We start from the raw sequence: 19,565 nt of genomic DNA, 5'->3' as shown, positions 1-19,565 counted from the left end.
TGCCTACTCTGTTAACGCGTTAAGTTCGAAACGGCGCTTGCAAAATTGCGCCTTAGCCACAGCAATATCTTCATGGATTTGCTTAATCAAAGCTTCTATTGATGAGAATCTAACTTCATCTCGTAATTTGTGCAAGAAAAATACTTGTAACATCTCGCCGTACAAATCGCCATCAAAATCAAATAAATGAATTTCAAGTATATTCTTCGTTCCATCCACTGTTGGTCTACTGCCTATATTTGCCACTCCTTCTAACCATTCGCCGCTTGCTCTTCGTACTTTGACACAAAATACACCCTTAAGAGGCAGAGCCAAGCGGTGCATCGTTAAATTGGCGGTAGGAATCCCCCATTGCCTTCCCCGCTCGTTTCCCTTAACAACTCGACCGCAAAGATTAAATGTTCTACCAAGCAAAGCAGAGGCATACTCAAGCTGCCCTTGAGCTAGTGCTTCCCTAATTTTAGTTGAACTGACACGATGATGATTTACAGAAAAATCAGGAAAGGTCTCAACAGAGCAACCTTCCTTTTCCCCAAGCAGTTTCAGTAACTGGATATCCCCTAACCGCTTGTATCCAAAACGGAAATCCTCTCCGATCAACAAATATTTTGCGTGCAACCAGGAAAAAAAATAGCGCTCCGCGAAATCTTCGGCCGAAAGCAAAGCAAAAGCTTCATTAAATTTAAGACAGCATAAGTAGTCGACTCCACAAGACTGAAGCACCTGCGATTTTTCTCGTAAAGTTGTAAGTCGGGCAGGCGCCTGAAGGCCGCGAAAATATTCTGCGGGTTGTGGCTCAAAAACTAGGGCCACCATGGGTAACTGGAGTGCATCTGCTTGTGCGCGTAAAGCAGCGAGTAAAGCTTGATGTCCTAGATGGACTCCATCAAAATTTCCAATAGCTGCTACACTCCCATCCGCAAAATAAGGAACCTCAGCTAGACCACGCAACAGCTTCATAGGCATTAAAATATAAAAAGAAAAGATTATACCGAGTTTACGCCAGATTGAAAAATTTAATAGACCTAAAAATTAAGCCATTCCGTTAGTGAGTATAGCCCAATCAAAAATTGAAGAGTGGTCCATCTTGATTAGGTGCTGTCATCCAAGTTGCCTAACCTAATTTAGGAGAAAAAAATTCTGGATTAACAGAACTACCGGTGATTGTTAGTATTTTTTGCCTTGCTTTATTTCCGCGCACTAACTTAACTTGGCGGGTAGGCACATCAAACAACTGCGCGATATAGCTTAAGAGCGCTTCATTTGCCCTGCCTTCTATTGGCGGGGTATTTAAACGGATTTTCAGGGCGTCACCATGCAGCCCTACTATACCCGTTGTTTTCGCTCCTGGTTGCACATATACACACAGTGTTATGACATCAGCCTCACGTTTATACCACATCACCCACTTTCCTCTCCTAGTATCTCATTGTGTATTGCTTTTGCCCGTTACATGCCATTCTCAATTATTGAAGAAACCTATAGCCCTTATCCAAATTTATGCTGGGTTAAGTGACGCTAAATGCCCTAAACCTGAATTCATTCAATATGAATCTGTTCATATATTAATCAGTATTGATTCGATAGCAACCATTTTTACCAAAAAATTTTAAATTTTAGTTTTTTTTGATTAATATGAAGTAATCTAATTTTGACATTCATTCCCCTGAAAGTAGATTTCTGGAGCAATCACAATCATGGAAAGTGCCTTAGTTTGCCTTATTCTTTTGCTTTTAATGGTTGCGTCCGGAATCATTTGCCGATTCATACCCTCACTGCCTAGTCCGATCATTCAGATTAGCTTAGGGGCTCTTATTGCCCTTCTTTTCCCTGTTTTTCATATTGGATTTAACCCTGAACTATTCATGCTATTGTTCATACCACCTTTGCTTTTTAATGATAGCTGGCGATTCCCCAAACGGGAATTCCTGTCGAATAAACGGGTTATAATTACACTCTCAATTGGCCTTGTTTTTTTTACTGTTGCAGGAGTTGGTTATCTAGTTCACTGGCTGATTCCGGGAATTCCATTACCCGCCTCGTTTGCTTTAGCCGCAGCCTTATCACCCACCGATGCTGTCGCCCTCAGGTCAATGACGGCTAAAGCAAGGATACCCGAGCGAATTATGCATATTTTACAAGGGGAGGCTCTTTTAAATGATGCTTCTGGGCTAGTTTCATTTAAATTTGCCGTCGCTGCAATGCTCACAGGTATATTTTCACTGAGCAAAGCAATCATTAGCCTTTTTCTAGTTGGCTTGGGCGGGATGATCGTCGGGGCCGTCTTGACCTATCTTTTTATCGCGCTGCTTGGCCAATTGACACGTAAAAACGAGCATGAAACCACAACTGAGAATTTGCTCTTATTGCTTTTACCCTTCACTGCCTACCTCACCGCTGAAAAATTAGGTTTTTCAGGGATCCTCGCTGCTGTTTCAGCTGGCTTTACTATTGATAAAGCAGGCTTCTTAGATAGAACCTTGGCAAGGATGCGTATTGAGGGACATTTTGTTTGGGGTATGCTTGATTTTACTTTAAACGGGCTGATCTTTATTCTCTTAGGGCTATACCTACCTCATTCAATCGAATTAGTAGCCAATACTGGCTACAGCTTATTTGATTGCACAAAAATTGTTGCCATAATCACGATTACCTTAGCTTTCCTTCGCATGCTTTGGATTTACTTGACCATTCCTTTTGAAGTCTTAATCGCCCGACATCATCATAGAACCTGGCGTTGGCCTAACTTAAGAATAGTTGCAGCCATTTCACTTGGCGGTATACGTGGAGCAATTGCTTTGGCGGCAATTTTATCTTTGCCCACTATAATGGCTGACGGCACCCCTTTTCCAGGGCGCGATCTTCTCGTTATTTTGGTTGTAGGAGTAGTTCTTTGCTCCCTACTCATCAGTACAGTAGCACTCCCTTTGATCTTGCCTGGATTGAATATTCTTATTAATAAACCCTCTAGTAATGAAGAAAATGAAGCCCGTATTGCCGCAGCCCAAGCAGGGGTTAAAGCAATTGAAGAACACATGAAAATTTTATGTTCCAACGCAAGTGAACAAGACGCGGCCCTCTGTATGGAAGTAGGTAATTCGCTTATGGCAGGTCTGAACCATTATATTGTTGCTAACATTGGGACAGAAACCGAAAAATTAACGAGTATGAAGGCAATGGAATTTGAGAGACAACTGAGGATAGCCGCCTTAGAAGGAGCACGTCAAGAATTACGTTTACTTAGAAAACAACGTAAAATCAACAATACAACGATGATGACAATCATTGAGAGGCTCGATTTAAGGCAGCTTTCTACGATTAGCCCCCCGCAACAAAATTTCAGTCTAGAAACATAAAATTTAGTGCGATTGCAAAGAGGGAAAAGAATGTTAGGATGGCTTGTTAGGGTACTTTTCGTCATAGCTGGTTCAATAACAAGTTTGTTTGTTTCTCGCGACGCCCTTAATTTCAGCATTTTTCAAATGGTCATTGCCGTTTTACTTTTCACTATCCTCGTGATCATTATTGCCTTTTGGCCTATGTTTACCCACTGGTACAAGCAGAGAATACGAAGGAAAAAATAAGGTATTTTGGCACAAACCAAAATAAGCCTATAAAATAAGCAAGTTGCCAATTATTAAGTTATAATTAGCTGGCTTCAACAATTACCTTACAGAGAAACTGCCATGGCTCAGCCGCTTATCAATATCACACGCCAACAAGCCTTGGTCTTCGCGTGCTTTTTAGTTCTTTATGAATTCTTAACCTACGTGGCGAATGACATGATCATGCCCGGTATGCTTAAAGTCGTCGAATCGTTCAAAGGACCTGAAAGTGCAGTTGCTACCTCTCTCACTGCTTATATTTTAGGCGGAGCAAGCTTACAATTATTTCTTGGCCCTATTTCTGACCGATACGGCCGCAGACCAGTCATGCTTTCAGGCGCTTTCCTTTTTTTACTTTGCACAGTCGCAATTGCATGCTCTAATTCCATTGATCAATTTTTAGCCGCCCGTTTCTTCCAAGGTATGGGCCTATGTTTTATTGGTGTTATTGGCTATGCCACCTTACAGGAAATTTTTGCTGAGATGGATGCAATTCGCCTCATTGCCATTATGGCTAATGTGTCTACCATCGCCCCCCTGTTAGGTCCATTGCTTGGGGCAGCTTTTATTCATTATTTCAGTTGGCGGCTTATTTTTGTACTCATTGGTCTATTCGCTCTATTGGCATTGTGGGGTTTATGGCGATTTATGCCTGAGCCAATTGGTCAAACTAAACGGGATGGAGAAGAAATTCAGCGTATTTCACTATCACCTCGAACTGTTTTGAATAATTATAAAAATTTGCTCACGAATGCCCCCTTTATTTTGGGGTCAATAGCTCTTGGTTTAGTGGGATTGCCCTGTGTAGCTTGGATAGCCCTCGCTCCAGTAATTTTAATTGCCGAAGCAAAATTATCTGTTATCCAATATGGCTTATGGCAAATTCCTTTATTTGGAGCAACTATCCTAGGTAATTGGGTTCTCCAGCGCCTAACTCATCGGGGTACTGTAAAAAAAATTCTCCGTCTGGGATCTGTTGTAGTAGGTGTTGGTTTACTTACGAGTTTTTTGTTGACATTAGCCGTGAGCAATTATTTTTTCTGGCTGTTACCCGGTTTAATTATTTATTTTTTTGGATTAGGGATAGCAGCAGCACCGTTAAACCGGTTTATTTTGTTTTGCACCCCGATCAGTAAAGGAACAACTTCTGCATTGATGAGTATGATTGGGATGTGTGTGCAAGCTATAGGCATAGAAATAGCCAATCATTTTTATCAATCGCATAGTAATACTTTTTTTGGTTTTTATTGTGCATTAACTGGATTCGGGTATTTTCTCTTCTTAGCTGGCGCCCTTTTTCTTACTAAGTCGAGTGAAGCCGTCGAAAATTAATTTTTTTACTTGTAGTTACCCATAAAAGCACGTTACAAATGTATACCTACAACAAAAAAAGGATTAGGCAATGAAACTCTACTATTCTAAAGGTGCTTGTTCACTGGCTGTTCGCATAATTATTAATGAGATTGGCTTAGATTGTGAGTATGAATCCGTTAATCTGAAAACTAAAAAGACCGAAAAAAATGAAGATTACCTAGCAATTAATCCAAAGGGCGCAGTCCCTTCTCTTGAATTGGATAAAAAGGAAATTCTTACTGAAAATGTTGTGATTCAGCAGTACCTAGTTGACAAATTTAAAGCCACAAATTTATGCCCAGAAATAGGTGATTTTCATCGTTATCATGTGCTCGCATGGTCAAATTACATTTCTACTGAATTGCATAAAACCTTTGGTAATCTATTCAACCCAGCTATTACATCAGAAATGAGAGAAAACATTTTTATTCCTGCCATTAGGAAAAAGTTAGGTTATGTTGATAAACAACTTAGTAAAACAAATTTTATTGCAGGCGATCACTTTACAATGGCTGATGCTTATTTATTTGTAATGCTTTTATGGGCTTCACAAATGAACATTGATATAAAAGAATTCACTCATTTATCACGGTATTTTGCAGAACTTAATAAAAGATCAGCTGTAATCAAATCACTCAAAGAAGAAAGCTTAGACATGGCTGCTTAGCTAATACTTAACGAGTCCGTATCAACTTCTGAGTACGGACTACCTCTGGTTATTTCTCATCAAGTCGATTTCCTTATGGCCAAAATATACGGTAATGACAGTTCCAATAATAACCAATAATGCACCCAATAAAGTGAATAAGTTAGGGACATAACTCCAAATTAGCCAATCAAAAAAACCGCCAAAAACCACGATCAGAAAAACAAGGGGAGACATTAAGCGCACTGGCGCAGTAACATAAGATAATGTGGCAAAGATCTGATAAAGAGTGCCAAACACACCAACTGCCAACAAGAATACCCAAATCTCAACCGTTCCTGGCGATTTCCATTGAATAGCTGCCACAAGGCCCGACACAAAGGTGCTGACAATAAAGTAATAAAATAGCATTTGTTTTGTTGAGCTGCTTTTGCTTATGACACGCATTTGCACAATCGCTAAAGCGGTAAGAAAGCCTGAGGCAAGCGCAATTGTGGAAGCAAGGCATAAAATTTCTTGCCCTGGACTAAGGATAAGCCCTACTCCTATGAATCCTATTACAATCCCTAAAATAGCCTTTTTAGGCGTTTTAGCTCCTATCATAAGCCAGGCAATTAAAGGAACAAATAAAGGCGCTGTATTATTCAACAGAAGAGCATCAACAAGCGGGATAAATTTTATACCATAAAACACACAAAATAATGCTGATAACCCTGCTAAAATTCTCCCGCCATACTGCACAGGTTGCTGTATTTTTAAGCTGAATGTTTTATCTGTAACGATCCAGGGAAGAAGGATGATTAAACTAATGCTAAATCGAAAAAATATTAATTGCGAAGTAGGTAACAATGCGCCAATTTTTTTAACAAAAACAGACATCGCTGCAAAAGAAAAAGCTGAAATCACACCATAAAATAACCCCAGTTTTATACTCTGTAATCTTTCATAAGGATGTTCCAAATTTGTAACTTTTTTAGGCAATATCTGACTCCTCTACACACCCTCTCTTGCTACCCCATAAGCAGGGTTAACTCATTATGCATTAAGCATTGCAATCTATTACAATTAAACTATGGATTACTTTTCAAAAAAGAGCAATAAACACCACACCCAACAATCACACCTATTATCCGAGTGATTTTCCTTGATAGACAGGATTGGTTGTGCGTAAAAAGATTTGTGTGAAATAAAGTTTCCCCTTTTTATCACGCGCTAAACCAATGCCCGTTAAATTATAATTCCCTACAATATTCCTACGATGGCCTGGGCTAGTTAGCCAATTGCGTACAACATCTTTCCCATCTTTGTAATTGTAAGCAACATTTTCAGCCCCTCCTTGGCACTGTTTAATTTTGGCAAATATCCGATGAATGCGTTTATCAAAATTTTTATGCCCAAAGGGGATGGCATGTCTAGCCATATCTCGACTGTGTTTTGCAGCTTCTTTTGACATAAGGCTATCGAGTTTAAGAGGTTTTAAACCGTGTTTAGCCCGATATTCATTCACATAAAACAGAATGGCTTTTTGATTGGCTTTATCAATCGTTTCTAGACGGCTATTTGTTTGTGCGGCATTGGTTAATTGGCACAAACTCATTAAAAAGAAGGCAACTACTGCTATTTTTATTTTTTCCATTAGTGATCCCCATTTCCACTCTATGTTTTTGAATTGGCAATGATGGTAAAAATTAGCTCTCTTGTCCAGAGATAAGGAAAAAAATTAATCTGATCAATCAAAAAATAGACTCATCGTCTTCGGATGGAAGACGATGAGTTGAGCTCTCACAATAAATTATTTTTTTAATGATTGAGGCTTATGCAATGGAAATGGCGCTCGCTGATTCAATAATCCTTTAAGCTGTTTCGCTGCGAGGGAATTCGTATCGATTTGGGCACCCACAGCCAAGCACCGTTCGCCGGTATTGTTACAAAAGATGTCATTTAGCTTAGCAGAAGTAGGGAACGGCCTTTCGTTATCCTTTTCCCAAATCTTTCCAGCGTTGTTCGTAGAATAGATAAGGGGCTTTAGAAACGGGATAGTGGCGATATGTTTAATTTCCGATCCCACTGCAACACAATGTTTCCCTGAGTCATCACAATGCATTGAGTTTAGAACGTACTCACCTTCTTTAGGGGTAATTGGATTCATATTGTCCCAATCTACACCACCGTTACGAGTAGTGAATGAAAAAGGCTGGTATGCAGTTTTGTAGAAATCGTAGATATAACCAATTGTCGTGCACTGCATACCTGCACCATCACACGCTACATCCACTAAGGTACCCGCATTGCTATCAGTTTCTTCCATTGATAACACAACCGGCTTACTCCAGTGGTCTCCGCCATCCTGAGTGTAATAGGCCACTGGATGACTTGAATAATGTTCACTAAAGAAAGAGGTAGAGATGACTGAATTACCAACAGCAACACAATTTCGGCCTGAAAAATTACAACTCACACCAGACAAAGAAGTACCGTGGTAAATTGAACTTGGTGCTTGATAAGAAGGTTGTCTTAATGAACTAAATAATTTCCAAACTTCCCCTGCATTCTTGGTTGTGTAAATTAAAGGAACCGCTTCACGATCCCCTGCTAATCCACCAGCTATCGTACATACTACCCCTGCTTGATCACACGATATAGCGGTAAAAAGCGAATTATTTCCATAAACTTGTGTCTTATTAACTCCCTTTGGCAAAGGCAAAGTCTTAGGTGCACTCCAAGTTAAACCGCCATCTTTGGTTATATAAACGACCGGAGTCGGTACCCTTTCAATAATAGCAGAACTGGTCACGATGCATTGTTGGCCAGATTCATCACAATTAATATTGGCTGGATTTGGACTGTCATTTAAAACGGGGGTAATTTCCTCTTTCGGCGAAGCTAAGGCAATCGGATCGCTCCAAGTTAAGCCACCATCTTGGCTCGTATACGCTAAGCGCTCATGCAAATGGTATTCACCTCCAAAACCAACAGCAACACATTGCGTGGCTGTTTTGTCACATGATACAGCATCTAATCGGTTTAAAGCCGTGTTTATATATAAGCGAGCATTTTGGTAAATGGAAGGATCCGCAAAACAAGATGCCGAGACACAAGCCATGGAAATTACCGTTAAACACATAGATTTTTTCATAATTAGTCCTTGAAGCATAAAAATCGCTCGTATTATGTAAAGAACTATCTTTAAAGAGAAGAGATTTTTAGTAACAAAAGTTATCAATGGAACAAACACGATAAACCGGCCGATTGGATTAAGCTCAAATCGTTATTACTGCTGCGCCAGTAAATCGGCCGTACCGCAGATCATCAAGAGCTCGATTTACCTCGCGTAAAGGATAGGTGTGGACTTCTGTTTTGACTGGAATTGTAGGGGCTAAAGATAAAAATTCTTCACCGTCTTTTCTTGTCAAATTGGCAACAGAACATAACGTACGCTCTCCCCAAAGAATTTCATAAGGGAAACGGGGAATATCGCTCATATGTATGCCCGCGCAGACCACAATACCCCCTTTTGCCGTGTTGCGAAGCGCTAAAGGGACAAGACTGCCTACGGGAGCAAAAATTATCGCTGCTTCAAGGAGGTGCGGCGTTTTTTGATCTGACCCACCTGCCCAACTTGCTCCCAATTGATAGGCAAAATCTTGTGCAGCACGATCACCAGGACTAGTAAATGCATACACCTCTCGACCTTGTTGGCGGGCAACTTGTATGAGAATATGCGCTGCTGCACCAAAACCATATAAGCCTAAATGTTTTGCATCACCTGTTTTCAAAAGCGCGCGGTAGCCAATTAAGCCTGCGCAAAATAACGGAGCGGCTTGGTAATCAGGATAGCCTATGGGTATCGGGAAGCAAAACTGGGAATCGGCTACGCAATACTCTGCAAAGCCACCATCAATTTGATATCCTGTAAAACGCGCTTCATCGCAGAGATTCTCACGTCCAGATAAACAAAAATTGCACTTTCCACAGCTCCCTCCTAACCATGGCACACCAACCCGTTGGCCAAGCTCAAACCCTTTTACCTTCTCACCGAGTTTTTCAATATGCCCCACAATTTGATGACCCGGAATTAGCGGGAGCTTAGGATTCTCTAGCTCGCCATCGACAACATGCAAATCAGTCCGACAAATTCCACAAGCCCTCACCTTGATGAGAATTTCGTGAGGTGCTGGTTTAGGTTTCCCAACTTCAACCCACACTAATTCTTGCTTTGGTTGTTGCATTTGCATGGCGTGCATAAAAACGTCCTTATTTTATCCAAGCTATACTTTATAAGAATAATACAATTTATGCATCTTTCTTTTAGCACTTAGGACTGGAAGATATGGAAAAATTCATTGACCGTTACGAAGCAGGGACAATGCTTGCAGGGCTACTAGAAGACTACGCACACAAGCCAAATACCATTGTCTTGGCGCTACCACGCGGTGGCGTTCCTGTTGCCTACGAAGTTGCAGCTACACTTTCAATCCCACTTGAGGTTTTTATTGTCCGGAAGTTAGGAGTTCCTGGGCATGAAGAACTTGCAATGGGTGCTATTGCAACTGGGGGGACGGTTTTTTTTAATCAAGAAATCCTTGATTCTTTAAATTTACCTGAGGCGGCTATCCAACGAGTTATCAAAGCTGAAGAAGCCGAACTTGAGCGGCGCGAATCTGTGTATCGGAAAGGCCGTCCCCCTCTAAAAATTACCGGCAAGACAATTATTCTTGTCGATGACGGCGTAGCAACTGGTGCAACAATGTTTGCCGCTCTTAAAGCGTTACGTCAATTAAAACCGGCTTCGATCATCGTCGCAGTACCTGTTGCTGCCCAATCAACCTGCGAGGAGTTAACAAAACTGGCTGATAAGCTTGTTTGCCCGCTTAGACCTGTTAATTTTTATGCAGTAGGTTTGTGGTATGAAGATTTTTCGCAAACAACGGATGAGGAGGTTTTTACACTACTTACTAAAGCACATCAAAAATCCTCCTCTCATCTATCGACTAAAGGATGACAATATGGTGAACTTTGCTAAGGATATTGAACATTCGATTATCATTCCTCTTGCTGAGGCAGAACTTAATGGTATTTTACACATACCTCAAGAGTGCAGAGGAATGGTATTATTTGCGCATGGAAGCGGCAGCAGTCGGTTGAGCATACGCAACCAGCATGTTGCTCGGATTTTAAACAAAGCAAAATTAGCGACTTTACTTTTTGATTTATTAACACCAGAAGAAGATGCAATTGACAATTTCACTCGTGAATTTCGTTTTGATATTCCTTTCCTTGCTTCTCGTTTGCTTGATACCACGTATTGGTGCTCGGATGAGCTAGGGAATTACCATTTGAATTTTGGGTATTTTGGTGCCAGTACCGGAGGGGGCGCCGCAATTGTAGCTGCCGCAAAAGCCCCCGAATTAATTAAAGCAGTCGTCTCTCGTGGCGGAAGACCTGATTTGGCGACTGAGAGTTTACCTAGGCTAAAAGCACCCACTTTATTAATTGTTGGTGGCAACGATGAGGTGGTTATAGGAATGAATGAAGAGGCAATGGCTCAAATGAACTGTGAGAAAAAACTGGAAATAGTCCCTGGTGCAACTCACCTGTTTGAGGAACCGGGAGCTTTGGATATCGTCGCTAATCTAGCAAAACTGTGGTTTATGCAGTATTTAATCTAAATCCGGTATACAGGAAGGTAGCTTACTGATCCCGAATGAGCAAGACAGGTGTTGTTGCAATTCTGATAATTTGTTCTGCCACGCTTCCTAAAAGTAAATGATTTAAACCTCGTCGACCATGTGTTCCCAAAACCAACAAATCGGCAGGCCATACTTTTGCTTCTTCTCCAATTTTTTCAGCAATCTTCCCAGCAAAAGGCTTCAATTCAACTAATTTACAGTCGAATGGAACTTGCTCATTACGAACTTCCTCACTAATTTGATCTAAAAATTTTAACCCTTCCTCGCGATGAACTTGCCAAAGCGAAGCATAATCCACGTGGCTTTCAGTAGGGTAAACAGCACTTTCATCAATCACATGGATGATGCGCAGTTCGGCTTTTTGATCTTTGGCCAACCGAATAGCTTCTTTTAAAGCTAAATGGGATATTTCGCTTCCATCCACAGCGACCATAATGCGTTGATATATCATCATAGCCCCGTTTAGACATTTAGTTAATCCTAATGAAAATTATAGTATAGGATCTTTTTATGAAACCGGATGATCGAAGCCAGTGATTGTGTTGCCTCCGATTCACCTGAATCTTGCGTGACAAGCATTGCCTCACTGCTGTCAAGTTAAAGCCAGGATACCGACGCCCCGCAGAACCCTCGGGACGTCAAGATAAGTGAAATAAGGTTTTGATTTTTCCTGTTTAGAGTCAGTACACGCGATTGTTTATTTTGAATGAGAGGGCAAAGGACGCACTATTAACACATCGCATTCCGCCCCATGAAGAATGGCATTGGCAGTGGAGCCAAGGAGCAGAGCAAGACCGTGCTTTCCGTGACTGCCAGTCACAATCAAATCAATTTTCTTTTCTTGAGCAACACGCAGGATTTCGTTCTTTGTTGAACCAAATTCAATCATACAATGTTTTTCATCAACTCCAAGTTGCTTAGCTAGAGTAGCCAATTCTTTCTCAGCTTGCTCACGAATTGAAACTTCAACTTCAGCAAATCCGGCAAAACCTGGATATGCGTAGGCAGGAATCGGCTCAACAACGTGAACAAGATATAATTCTGCTTGATTTTCATCAGCTATTTTCTTTGCTTTATGCGCGGCTCTAATTCCCACTTCATCAAAATCAGTCGCGAATAATACCCTTTTGTACATAATTCTCTCCTTGCAACCCTCGAATTTACCTTAGGCGTGTTGACACCTTAAAGGTAATAGAAAATTTTTTATTTCCACCTTCGTCAGTTTACTATAAAATTTGCCCCGAGCGTAAGGTGGATTATGCTAAATCAAGTTTATTATTTGTGTTACTTCTCATAGAATTTAGCTGAATGAATCATGCAAAAATACGGCCAATTTTTATAAGTGTTAACACACCTAAGGGGTGTCTCTTAAAAAACCAGAACGATTAGATGGATAGCTAGAATCGCTAAATCCGACCGTTTCCTGGCAGGTAGATCTTTTACTAGTTATTGAGAGGCTGAGATTATACCCATTGAACCTGTCGGATCATGCCGTCGTAGGGAATAGTTATGATGTTAGATTTATTTGGTGCAATTTGCTCACTTTTGTCGACCTATTATTTTATTCGTCTTGATTGCAAAGCTTGGCTAACGACGCTATTCGCTACATGCTTCAATGGTTTCCTCTATTGGCAAAAGGGAATCTATGCCGATATGTTGCTTGAATCATTTTATTTTTTTAGTACTTGCTATGGTTGGTATGTATGGCAAAAACCAACTCCGCAACTCGAGGGGATTCGCAACCTTTCAAAAAAACAATGGCATTTATTACTAACGCTGCTTTTGGGCTGCTTCATACTTATAAGCACTTTACTTTTAATGTTTACTCGTTCTGACGTAGTACTACTTGATGCACTAACTACCTCATTAAGCCTCACAGCTCAATGGTTAATGTGCTATAAAGCAATAGCCACCTGGATTTTTTGGCTTTTTACCGATGCCATTTATGCCTACATGTATTTACATAAGCAATTACCTTTTCACTGCTTACTGATGCTTGTCTATACGGGAATGGCTGGTGTTGGCTATTTAACATGGACAAGACAAAAAGCTATCCCTAAGCCATTGCAAATCTAGATTAGAGCCGAGGCATGATCAAGACGGATTGAAGTATATTGACAGAGGCATGTCGAATTTAAAAAACCTATAAATGCACTAACTCATATTCGGAACGTTAATAATGCATGATCTTATTAAAAAAGCCGGTGATCGTTTCTTCTAAGAAACTGTCCATAGCTTCAATGCAATTTCAGTAATGCAAACGCTCGTGTGATACTTTTCTTAGCCGACTGCCTTTAACTGACCAACAGGACGAATCCACGGATTAAATTGGGCAAGTTCAGCGGGCAACGTTTTAATTGCGGCCTGAGCCTGTTCTACTTGACCAAACTCCCCGATAGTCAATACGTACCAATCCAAACCATCCCGTTTCGTTAAGCGTATTTTTGCATTTGCAGTCATTTTATGGCTATTCACAAAACGCATGACATCATCCCGCTTGCGGCTTGCTAAGACCTGTATAGTGTATTGGCCTTTTGTGGTATTTACTTTTGCAATTTTGCTCATGTTATCTTGAGATTGGTTTGAAGAAGCAACTTTTGACGTTGAGTTAGCGGCAGGCAAAGTTTTAGGAATAACAACAACCCTATCCCTAACCACGAGAGAATCATTGGTTTCCTCCTCCTCAAGCGCGAAATCTAAAACGCGTTTTGGTGAGGGTTGGACTTGTTGTTTCACCGAAGCTGTTAGCCAGCCAGGTATTTGGCTCGGTCGGCTAATAAGAGCTTGATTTATATCAGGCAATTGACTAACCAAAACTGGCTCTTTATCGACTGTTGAGATAGTGGGTACTAACGAAGGCAAAGGTTGGCTAACCTCTGCCACAAGATCGGGAGAGGTATCATACTCCACCTCTTCTTGAAAACTCGCGGAAGAAGGTAAAAACTGGTTTTGCCATATATAAGATGAAGCCAGCAAAGCAATCGCTGCAGTGGCTAAGAAACCCATATTTCGAATAAATGATTTGTGGCGCTCGAGTAATTGATTGGATTCGGAACCAAAAAAGTCCTTCATATGGCTATTGATGCGTGCAATATTGCCGCCTGTTAACTGATAAAACTGCTCTAACCGCTTCTCATCCAATGCCTTATCTAATACTTTAGGAAAGGGGAAAGCATTAAACAGATAAGTTTTTGTTTCTGACTCTGTTAGAACACCTGGCTCTAACGTATGGATTAAATGGGGTTCCAGTTTATTTAAGCTTGCCACTAATGAAAAATCAGACACAAAGCATAGATGAAAGAAGCCACTATCTCCTTGATGTTTTAGTTCAAACAGCGCTTCTTGCAAAAATGAATCCGGTAAATTCTGTGCATCATCAATAATGATTAATACATGTGCTTTCCGCTCGTTAATTTGACTAACTAGTTTTGCAAGACTGATTTCTGAATCAATACGAAAATGGAATACCGCATCCAGCTGATTTAGAAAATCCGCTTGCGAAAAAGGCGCTTTCGCCTTCATCAGATGCGCTTTAATCTGCGAATCAAGACTTGATTGCAGCAATTTAGCAAAAGTCGTTTTACCGGCCCCTTGCTCCGCCAAAACCGCTATCATGACGTTATTAAATAATACAAGGTGATTAATATAATCAATCTTGGTAAGCCAAGAATTGGGTTTAAAAACTTGCTTGGCAACCGGGTTATCCCGTTCCTTGATACTTGGCTCAATTGCCTCATTTTGCATGTTAATCTCCTTCAATTGCACTCTGCAATGATAAACGCAAACTGTCTTCTGACACATTGTCTTGAATGTGACAACATCCTATTGCTCTCATCAAAATAAAGCGCAAACGCTTATTCTTAATTTTTTTATCTTGTGACATTAATGCGCGTAACTCATTAAGGTCAATATCAGCAGGAATTCTGCGTGGTAATTTAGCCATCATCAACATTTTATCGACAAATTGCAAAGCTTTTTCATCTAATAGCCCTAAGTGATGAGAAAGCAGGGCAGCACAATAAAGTCCAATTGCCACAGCTTCTCCATGCAACCATCGCTCATAATGGGTATAAGCTTCGAGTGCATGAGCAAATGTATGGCCAAGATTTAATAAAGCGCGTTGTCCCGTTTCTCGCTCATCAGCCTGGACAATTTCAGCTTTTATTCGGCAACTCTGGCTAATAATTTCTGGTAATTGGCTTGAATTATTGGAATCTAAACCTGCTTCTAATGCATCGTAAACAAGATTGAAAAACTCACCTCCAGCTAATAAGGCATGCTTAATTATTTCAGCAAGGCCAGCACGGAACTCTCGTAAGGGCAGAGTCTTTAGCGTATTTAAATCAATAATAACCGCGTTTGGTTGGTGAAAACTACCAATCATATTTTTTGCTTGAGGGTGATTTATCGCCGTTTTTCCTCCAACGGATGCATCAACTTGAGCCAATAAAGTGGTAGGTATTTGCAGGAAAGGGACCCCACGTTGGTATGTCGCAGCTGCAAAGCCTGTAATGTCGCCAACTACCCCGCCACCTAGGGCGATTAAAGTTGTATCACGGTGGTGATGATTGGCTATCAATGTGTCATAAATTGCAAATAAACTTTGCTGATTTTTAAATGTCTCACCATCTTCAAGAATGACGATATCACATTGTCTATCTGCAAAAGCCAATTTTAAGAATCCTAAGTAAATTGGTGCAACCGTCGTGTTTGTCACGATTAGCACTTGCTTAGACAAAACATAACGATGAAGCAGATTTTTATCGGTTAAAGCATTATGGCCAATAAGAATAGGATATTCATGTCCTGGCAGGCGAATAATGAGTTCTTGATGTAACTTAAATTTCGCCATAGATATATTTAATAATGTTGTTAGCCACTGCTTTAACAGTTAATTTATCCGTTTCAAAACTAATATCGGCTAATTCATCATAGAATGGTTCTCTCTCGTCACGAAGCATTGCCAACCTACTCTCTAAGTCGTCTGTTTGGAGCAATGGTCGTTTCGTATCGCGTTTTGTTCGCTCGTACTGTTGCTGTATAGAAGTCTTAAGATAGATAACCGTACCGCGACCCGCAAGAGCATTCCTATTTTCAGGGGTCATGACTACACCGCCGCCAGTCGCTAAAACTATATTGGTTTTTTGAGTTAATTCATCAATCACTTTCTGCTCTCGGCGACGAAAGCCTTCTTCTCCTTCAATATCAAAAATCCAAGAAATGTCTGCTCCTGCACGTTCTTCAATCACTTCGTCAGAATCATAGAACTCAAGCTTGAGCTCCTTTGCCAAAGTACGGCCTATTGTACTCTTACCTGCTCCCATCGGCCCAATTAGAAAGATATTTCGTACTTTAACTATGCTCATTTTTAATTACATACCCCTTGACTGTAAACATGGGGGGAAAATCAACCCCAGATTTGATTAACACAGTAAACTTAAGGATCTTCGTAGGTTATTCAAATTTAAAACAGCCCATCCCATATAGAAAACGATCCTACTAGCGGATTTTTGCATAAAATGCGGGGCAAAAAGCTTATCTAAGTGGAGGCTGAGGTTTTCACAAACCGACACGCTGCACTTATCATCGCATTTTGTACGAAACCGCAACTAAATCTGAACGTTTTACATAATGAGTTACCCCAAAGGGGCTATTATACTCAAATAGCTAATGAATCGATCCTACTCGCTTACCAAACTTGCCCAACTTAACACCTCCTGCAATCGCTTGCCTTCGCCCTTCCATCGTTACTGCTGACAAGTTGTTTGTTATTATCCTAGGAGTAATGAAAATGAGCAACTCCTCATTTTTAACCGCAGTCGTTTTGTTTCGAAATAATCGTCCCACGACAGGCAATTCTCCTAGGAAAGGAACACGATTTAGTGCATTGTACTTATCTCTTTTATAAATACCCCCTAAAACAACCGTTTGTCCATCATTAATCAGGACACTTGTCTGAATTTCCTTTGTTAAAATAGAAGGAACTCCATTAAATACCTTCACAGACGGTATATTTTGATTAATCTGCAAATCCATCAAAATCTTACTATCTGGTGTAATTTGTGGTGTCACCTTTAAGCTTAGTACTGCTTTCTTGAATGCGACAGCAGTTGACCCACTCAAAGTCGCTTCTTGGTATGGTATTTCCTCTCCCGACTCAATCACAGCTGTCTGTTGATTGGTTGTTATTAATCTAGGATTAGCAATTATTTCTCCCTTTCCTTCACTTTCAAGTGCAGAAAGCTCTAAATCGAGAAGTATACCATTACCCAATTTCGCTAAAGCAACGCCAACTGATGCCGGCGACGCTGTAATTGGTAGCGCAGCCAGATCAAGATTTAGACGTTCAGCCAAAGGGACCTCTTCTTCCATTCCACTATATGGTACTGACTGCTTAATGCCTTTTAACCGGCCAACTAAATGGTTTGGCCTAGATACACCAAAACGGACACCCAAATCCCTTGCAAAATCTTTTGTCGCATTGACAATGCGTGCCTCGATGAGTACTTGTTTAACAGGGACATCAAGGCGCTTTACAAGCTCCCTTATTTTTTTAACATGAGTCCCAATATCCTGTAACCAAATGGTGTTGGTTCTTGCATCCACATTTACACTACCTCGAGGAGATAATAGTGTAGTTTTTGGGTCTGTTAGTAAATTAGCAATATCAGCTGCTTTTGCATAATTAACTTGTAGTAAGTCTGATCGCAGGGGTGCAAAATTTCTGCGATCATTCTCCATACTAAATTCTTTTTTTTCAAGCTCTATGATTTCATCAACAGGAGCTACAAACATTACATTGCCTATTTTTCGCTTACTCAAAGATCGAGTTGTAAGAATAATATCCAATGCTTGGTCCCAAAGTATGTCATCCAAACGCAAACTTAAGCTACCTGTTACTTTATCACTGACTACTATATTTATTCCAGTAAAATCAGCCAATAATTGCAGGACAGCGCTTACTTTAATCTCCTGAAAATTTAAAGAAATAAACTTGACCATATCCTTATTATTATAGGATTTCTGCTCCATAGGTAGCGTCTGGACTATTTCCTGTTTATTCTCCTGATTAACGCGACTCAATTTAGTCCCATTTACGTTACTATCCATTGCAAACAAACAATCATTTCCTATTATCAATATAAGAATTAGAATAATCCTACTCAAATCTGCTCCTGATATTTCATGCCAATTAAGTTTTAAACGGTCAATTCCTTCTCAGGAAATCCTGGTGTTAAATAAAGTTTAAAGACTTTGCTTTTCCAGTTTCCTGCAACAAAAATCTTTTCTTCTAGGAGAAGAAATTTTTTATTAATTTTAACAACAGCCCACTTAGTATCCTTCAATTGTTCACCTAGCTTAACAGCTGTTATTTTTCCATCGCTATGGCTAATTATTGCCCAGAAGATTGACTCTCTTCTTAACATTCCACTATAGCGTAGGGAATCGATCGTTGTTCTGTGTGAAATATCTCTTCTATTAGACGCTATTTGACCATTTTTTTTATTCTCAATTTTTCCAAAGAATGGATTATATCTAACGTTGTAACTAAAATGAGAAGATTTTGGGATTCTTGTTAACCTAGAAACAGTATTTTTATGCAAATTTGCATCCATTAGATCCCGTTTTAAATTAAGATCAGAAATGTTTTCTCCAGCGTTACTGGCTAATGGGCAAAGTAATAGCATAATTATAACGATCCAATTTTTCATTCATTTTACTTCTTGTTTATATTGATAAAATTTTGTCTTTATTTCCATGCGCAATTTTTCAAAATTGTTTTGATGGTTACTTGTTGAAAATTTTTTAACTTCAAAGGCATCAAAGCCTATGAGATGATTAAGCTGTAGTATTTTACTTATAAATACGGCTAATTGGTGATATTCACCAATGACGACTATGTCAATGATTTCTTCAACTAAAAATTGATGAGTTATTTTGGGCTGTGGACTAAAAAAACCCAAGGTAATTCCGGACTTAATACATATTTCATGAACCTCTGTTAATAAATCATTTCTCCATTCTTTATTAAAGTAAAATTTTATCATTTTTTGATAATTATCATTTAAGTATTTTGCCGACATCTCATCATCATTTTGCTTCATCACTTGCTGCTTATCTTTATACTCAATTTCTAATTTTTCCGCTTGATTAGATAATATTTTATACTGTTCAAAATCTGCCTTCACAATAAGCCAATAATTTATTAGCGTGAAAAATATTGTGAATGCAATTATTGAATGGTAACTCAATGAAATCGGCATTTTGCTA

The 19,565-nt window shown here is 39.9% G+C and carries 19 protein-coding genes and 1 pseudogene; 6 read left to right on the top strand and 14 right to left on the bottom strand.

The genetic code is table 11. The features are described 5' to 3' along the window. Positions 1–3: 3 nt before the first annotated feature. Both ribF and LMI_RS05575 read right to left on the bottom strand, forming a co-directional pair. A complete protein-coding gene (gene ribF, locus LMI_RS05580; RefSeq protein ID WP_231852243.1) occupies positions 4–966 on the bottom strand; it encodes a bifunctional riboflavin kinase/FAD synthetase in 963 nt (320 codons plus the stop codon). Positions 967–1,114: 148 nt separating this feature from the next. After that, positions 1,115–1,402 (bottom strand): DUF167 domain-containing protein, encoded by a 288-nt coding sequence (locus LMI_RS05575; RefSeq protein ID WP_045098914.1) that lies wholly within the window; start codon positions 1,400–1,402, stop codon positions 1,115–1,117. Positions 1,403–1,697: 295 nt separating this feature from the next. On the opposite strand from LMI_RS05575, the gene LMI_RS05570 reads away from it, so the two are divergent. The 3 genes from LMI_RS05570 (at position 1,698) to gstA (ending at position 5,625) form a co-directional block, all read left to right on the top strand. Then, complete coding sequence (locus tag LMI_RS05570) at positions 1,698–3,356, top strand: Na+/H+ antiporter (protein WP_045098913.1); 1,659 nt, start codon at positions 1,698–1,700, stop codon at positions 3,354–3,356. A 330-nt stretch (positions 3,357–3,686) separates the two neighbouring features. Then, positions 3,687–4,937, top strand: a complete 1,251-nt coding sequence (locus LMI_RS05560) for an MFS transporter (RefSeq protein ID WP_045098911.1) — start codon at positions 3,687–3,689, stop codon at positions 4,935–4,937. Between the two features lie 70 nt (positions 4,938–5,007). Beyond that, positions 5,008–5,625, top strand: a complete 618-nt coding sequence (gene gstA, locus LMI_RS05555) for a glutathione transferase GstA (protein WP_045098910.1) — start codon at positions 5,008–5,010, stop codon at positions 5,623–5,625. A gap of 39 nt (positions 5,626–5,664) precedes the next feature. Here the strand turns inward: gstA and LMI_RS05550 are convergent, their stop codons facing one another. The 4 genes from LMI_RS05550 to LMI_RS05535 all read right to left on the bottom strand — a co-directional run bounded on the left by LMI_RS05550 (position 5,665) and on the right by LMI_RS05535 (position 9,848). Beyond that, the gene (locus LMI_RS05550; RefSeq protein WP_045098909.1) at positions 5,665–6,585 is read right to left on the bottom strand and encodes a DMT family transporter; all 921 of its coding nucleotides are present in this window, start codon (positions 6,583–6,585) and stop codon (positions 5,665–5,667) included. A gap of 145 nt (positions 6,586–6,730) precedes the next feature. Then, entirely contained in the window at positions 6,731–7,240 is a 510-nt protein-coding gene (locus LMI_RS05545) for a CAP domain-containing protein (RefSeq protein ID WP_045098908.1), read from the bottom strand. 156 nt (positions 7,241–7,396) lie between these two features. Continuing rightward, positions 7,397–8,740: a hypothetical protein gene (locus LMI_RS05540; protein ID WP_045098907.1), complete on the bottom strand. Its 1,344-nt coding sequence runs from the start codon at positions 8,738–8,740 to the stop codon at positions 7,397–7,399. Between the two features lie 124 nt (positions 8,741–8,864). Next, the gene (locus LMI_RS05535) at positions 8,865–9,848 is read right to left on the bottom strand and encodes a zinc-dependent alcohol dehydrogenase family protein (protein WP_045098906.1); all 984 of its coding nucleotides are present in this window, start codon (positions 9,846–9,848) and stop codon (positions 8,865–8,867) included. Positions 9,849–9,934: 86 nt separating this feature from the next. Here LMI_RS05535 and LMI_RS05530 point away from each other — a divergent pair, with 86 nt between their 5' ends. After that, positions 9,935–10,606, top strand: a complete 672-nt coding sequence (locus LMI_RS05530) for a phosphoribosyltransferase (protein ID WP_045098905.1) — start codon at positions 9,935–9,937, stop codon at positions 10,604–10,606. A gap of 4 nt (positions 10,607–10,610) precedes the next feature. Then, positions 10,611–11,273: a dienelactone hydrolase family protein gene (locus LMI_RS05525; RefSeq protein ID WP_045098904.1), complete on the top strand. Its 663-nt coding sequence runs from the start codon at positions 10,611–10,613 to the stop codon at positions 11,271–11,273. A 22-nt stretch (positions 11,274–11,295) separates the two neighbouring features. Here LMI_RS05525 and LMI_RS05520 read toward each other — a convergent pair whose 3' ends face one another. Together LMI_RS05520 and LMI_RS05515 are read right to left on the bottom strand one after the other, a co-directional pair. Then, positions 11,296–11,748: a universal stress protein gene (locus LMI_RS05520; RefSeq protein ID WP_349267102.1), complete on the bottom strand. Its 453-nt coding sequence runs from the start codon at positions 11,746–11,748 to the stop codon at positions 11,296–11,298. A gap of 243 nt (positions 11,749–11,991) precedes the next feature. After that, a complete protein-coding gene (locus LMI_RS05515) occupies positions 11,992–12,429 on the bottom strand; it encodes a universal stress protein (protein WP_045098903.1) in 438 nt (145 codons plus the stop codon). A 374-nt stretch (positions 12,430–12,803) separates the two neighbouring features. Here LMI_RS05515 and pnuC point away from each other — a divergent pair, with 374 nt between their 5' ends. Then, entirely contained in the window at positions 12,804–13,370 is a 567-nt protein-coding gene (gene pnuC, locus LMI_RS05510) for a nicotinamide riboside transporter PnuC (RefSeq protein ID WP_045098902.1), read from the top strand. 204 nt (positions 13,371–13,574) lie between these two features. Here pnuC and LMI_RS05505 read toward each other — a convergent pair whose 3' ends face one another. The 6 genes and pseudogenes from LMI_RS05505 to LMI_RS05480 all read right to left on the bottom strand — a co-directional run bounded on the left by LMI_RS05505 (position 13,575) and on the right by LMI_RS05480 (position 19,483). After that, positions 13,575–15,038 carry an AAA family ATPase gene (locus LMI_RS05505; protein ID WP_045098901.1) on the bottom strand — a complete coding sequence of 488 codons (1,464 nt, stop codon included), beginning with the start codon at positions 15,036–15,038 and terminating at the stop codon, positions 13,575–13,577. A 1-nt stretch (position 15,039) separates the two neighbouring features. Then, on the bottom strand, positions 15,040–16,146 hold the full coding sequence (gene aroB, locus LMI_RS05500; RefSeq protein WP_045098900.1) for a 3-dehydroquinate synthase: 1,107 nt from the start codon (positions 16,144–16,146) through the stop codon (positions 15,040–15,042). Next, the gene (gene aroK, locus LMI_RS05495) at positions 16,133–16,660 is read right to left on the bottom strand and encodes a shikimate kinase AroK (RefSeq protein ID WP_045098899.1); all 528 of its coding nucleotides are present in this window, start codon (positions 16,658–16,660) and stop codon (positions 16,133–16,135) included. The genes aroB and aroK overlap by 14 nt, the downstream gene beginning before the upstream one ends. Positions 16,661–16,961: 301 nt before the next feature. Beyond that, positions 16,962–18,290: pseudogene (locus tag LMI_RS05490) on the bottom strand (type IV pilus secretin PilQ); the annotation flags it as partial. A gap of 203 nt (positions 18,291–18,493) precedes the next feature. Then, entirely contained in the window at positions 18,494–19,006 is a 513-nt protein-coding gene (locus tag LMI_RS05485; RefSeq protein WP_045098898.1) for a pilus assembly protein PilP, read from the bottom strand. Beyond that, positions 19,007–19,483: a type IV pilus inner membrane component PilO gene (locus tag LMI_RS05480; RefSeq protein ID WP_161939853.1), complete on the bottom strand. Its 477-nt coding sequence runs from the start codon at positions 19,481–19,483 to the stop codon at positions 19,007–19,009. Positions 19,484–19,565: the final 82 nt, after the last annotated feature.

The sequence above is a fragment of the Legionella micdadei genome (genome assembly GCF_000953635.1).
GTDB classification, from domain to species: domain Bacteria; phylum Pseudomonadota; class Gammaproteobacteria; order Legionellales; family Legionellaceae; genus Tatlockia; species Tatlockia micdadei.
The sequence above is the reverse complement of the archived record's forward strand: the minus strand, read 5'-3'. Positions and strand labels throughout refer to the sequence as shown.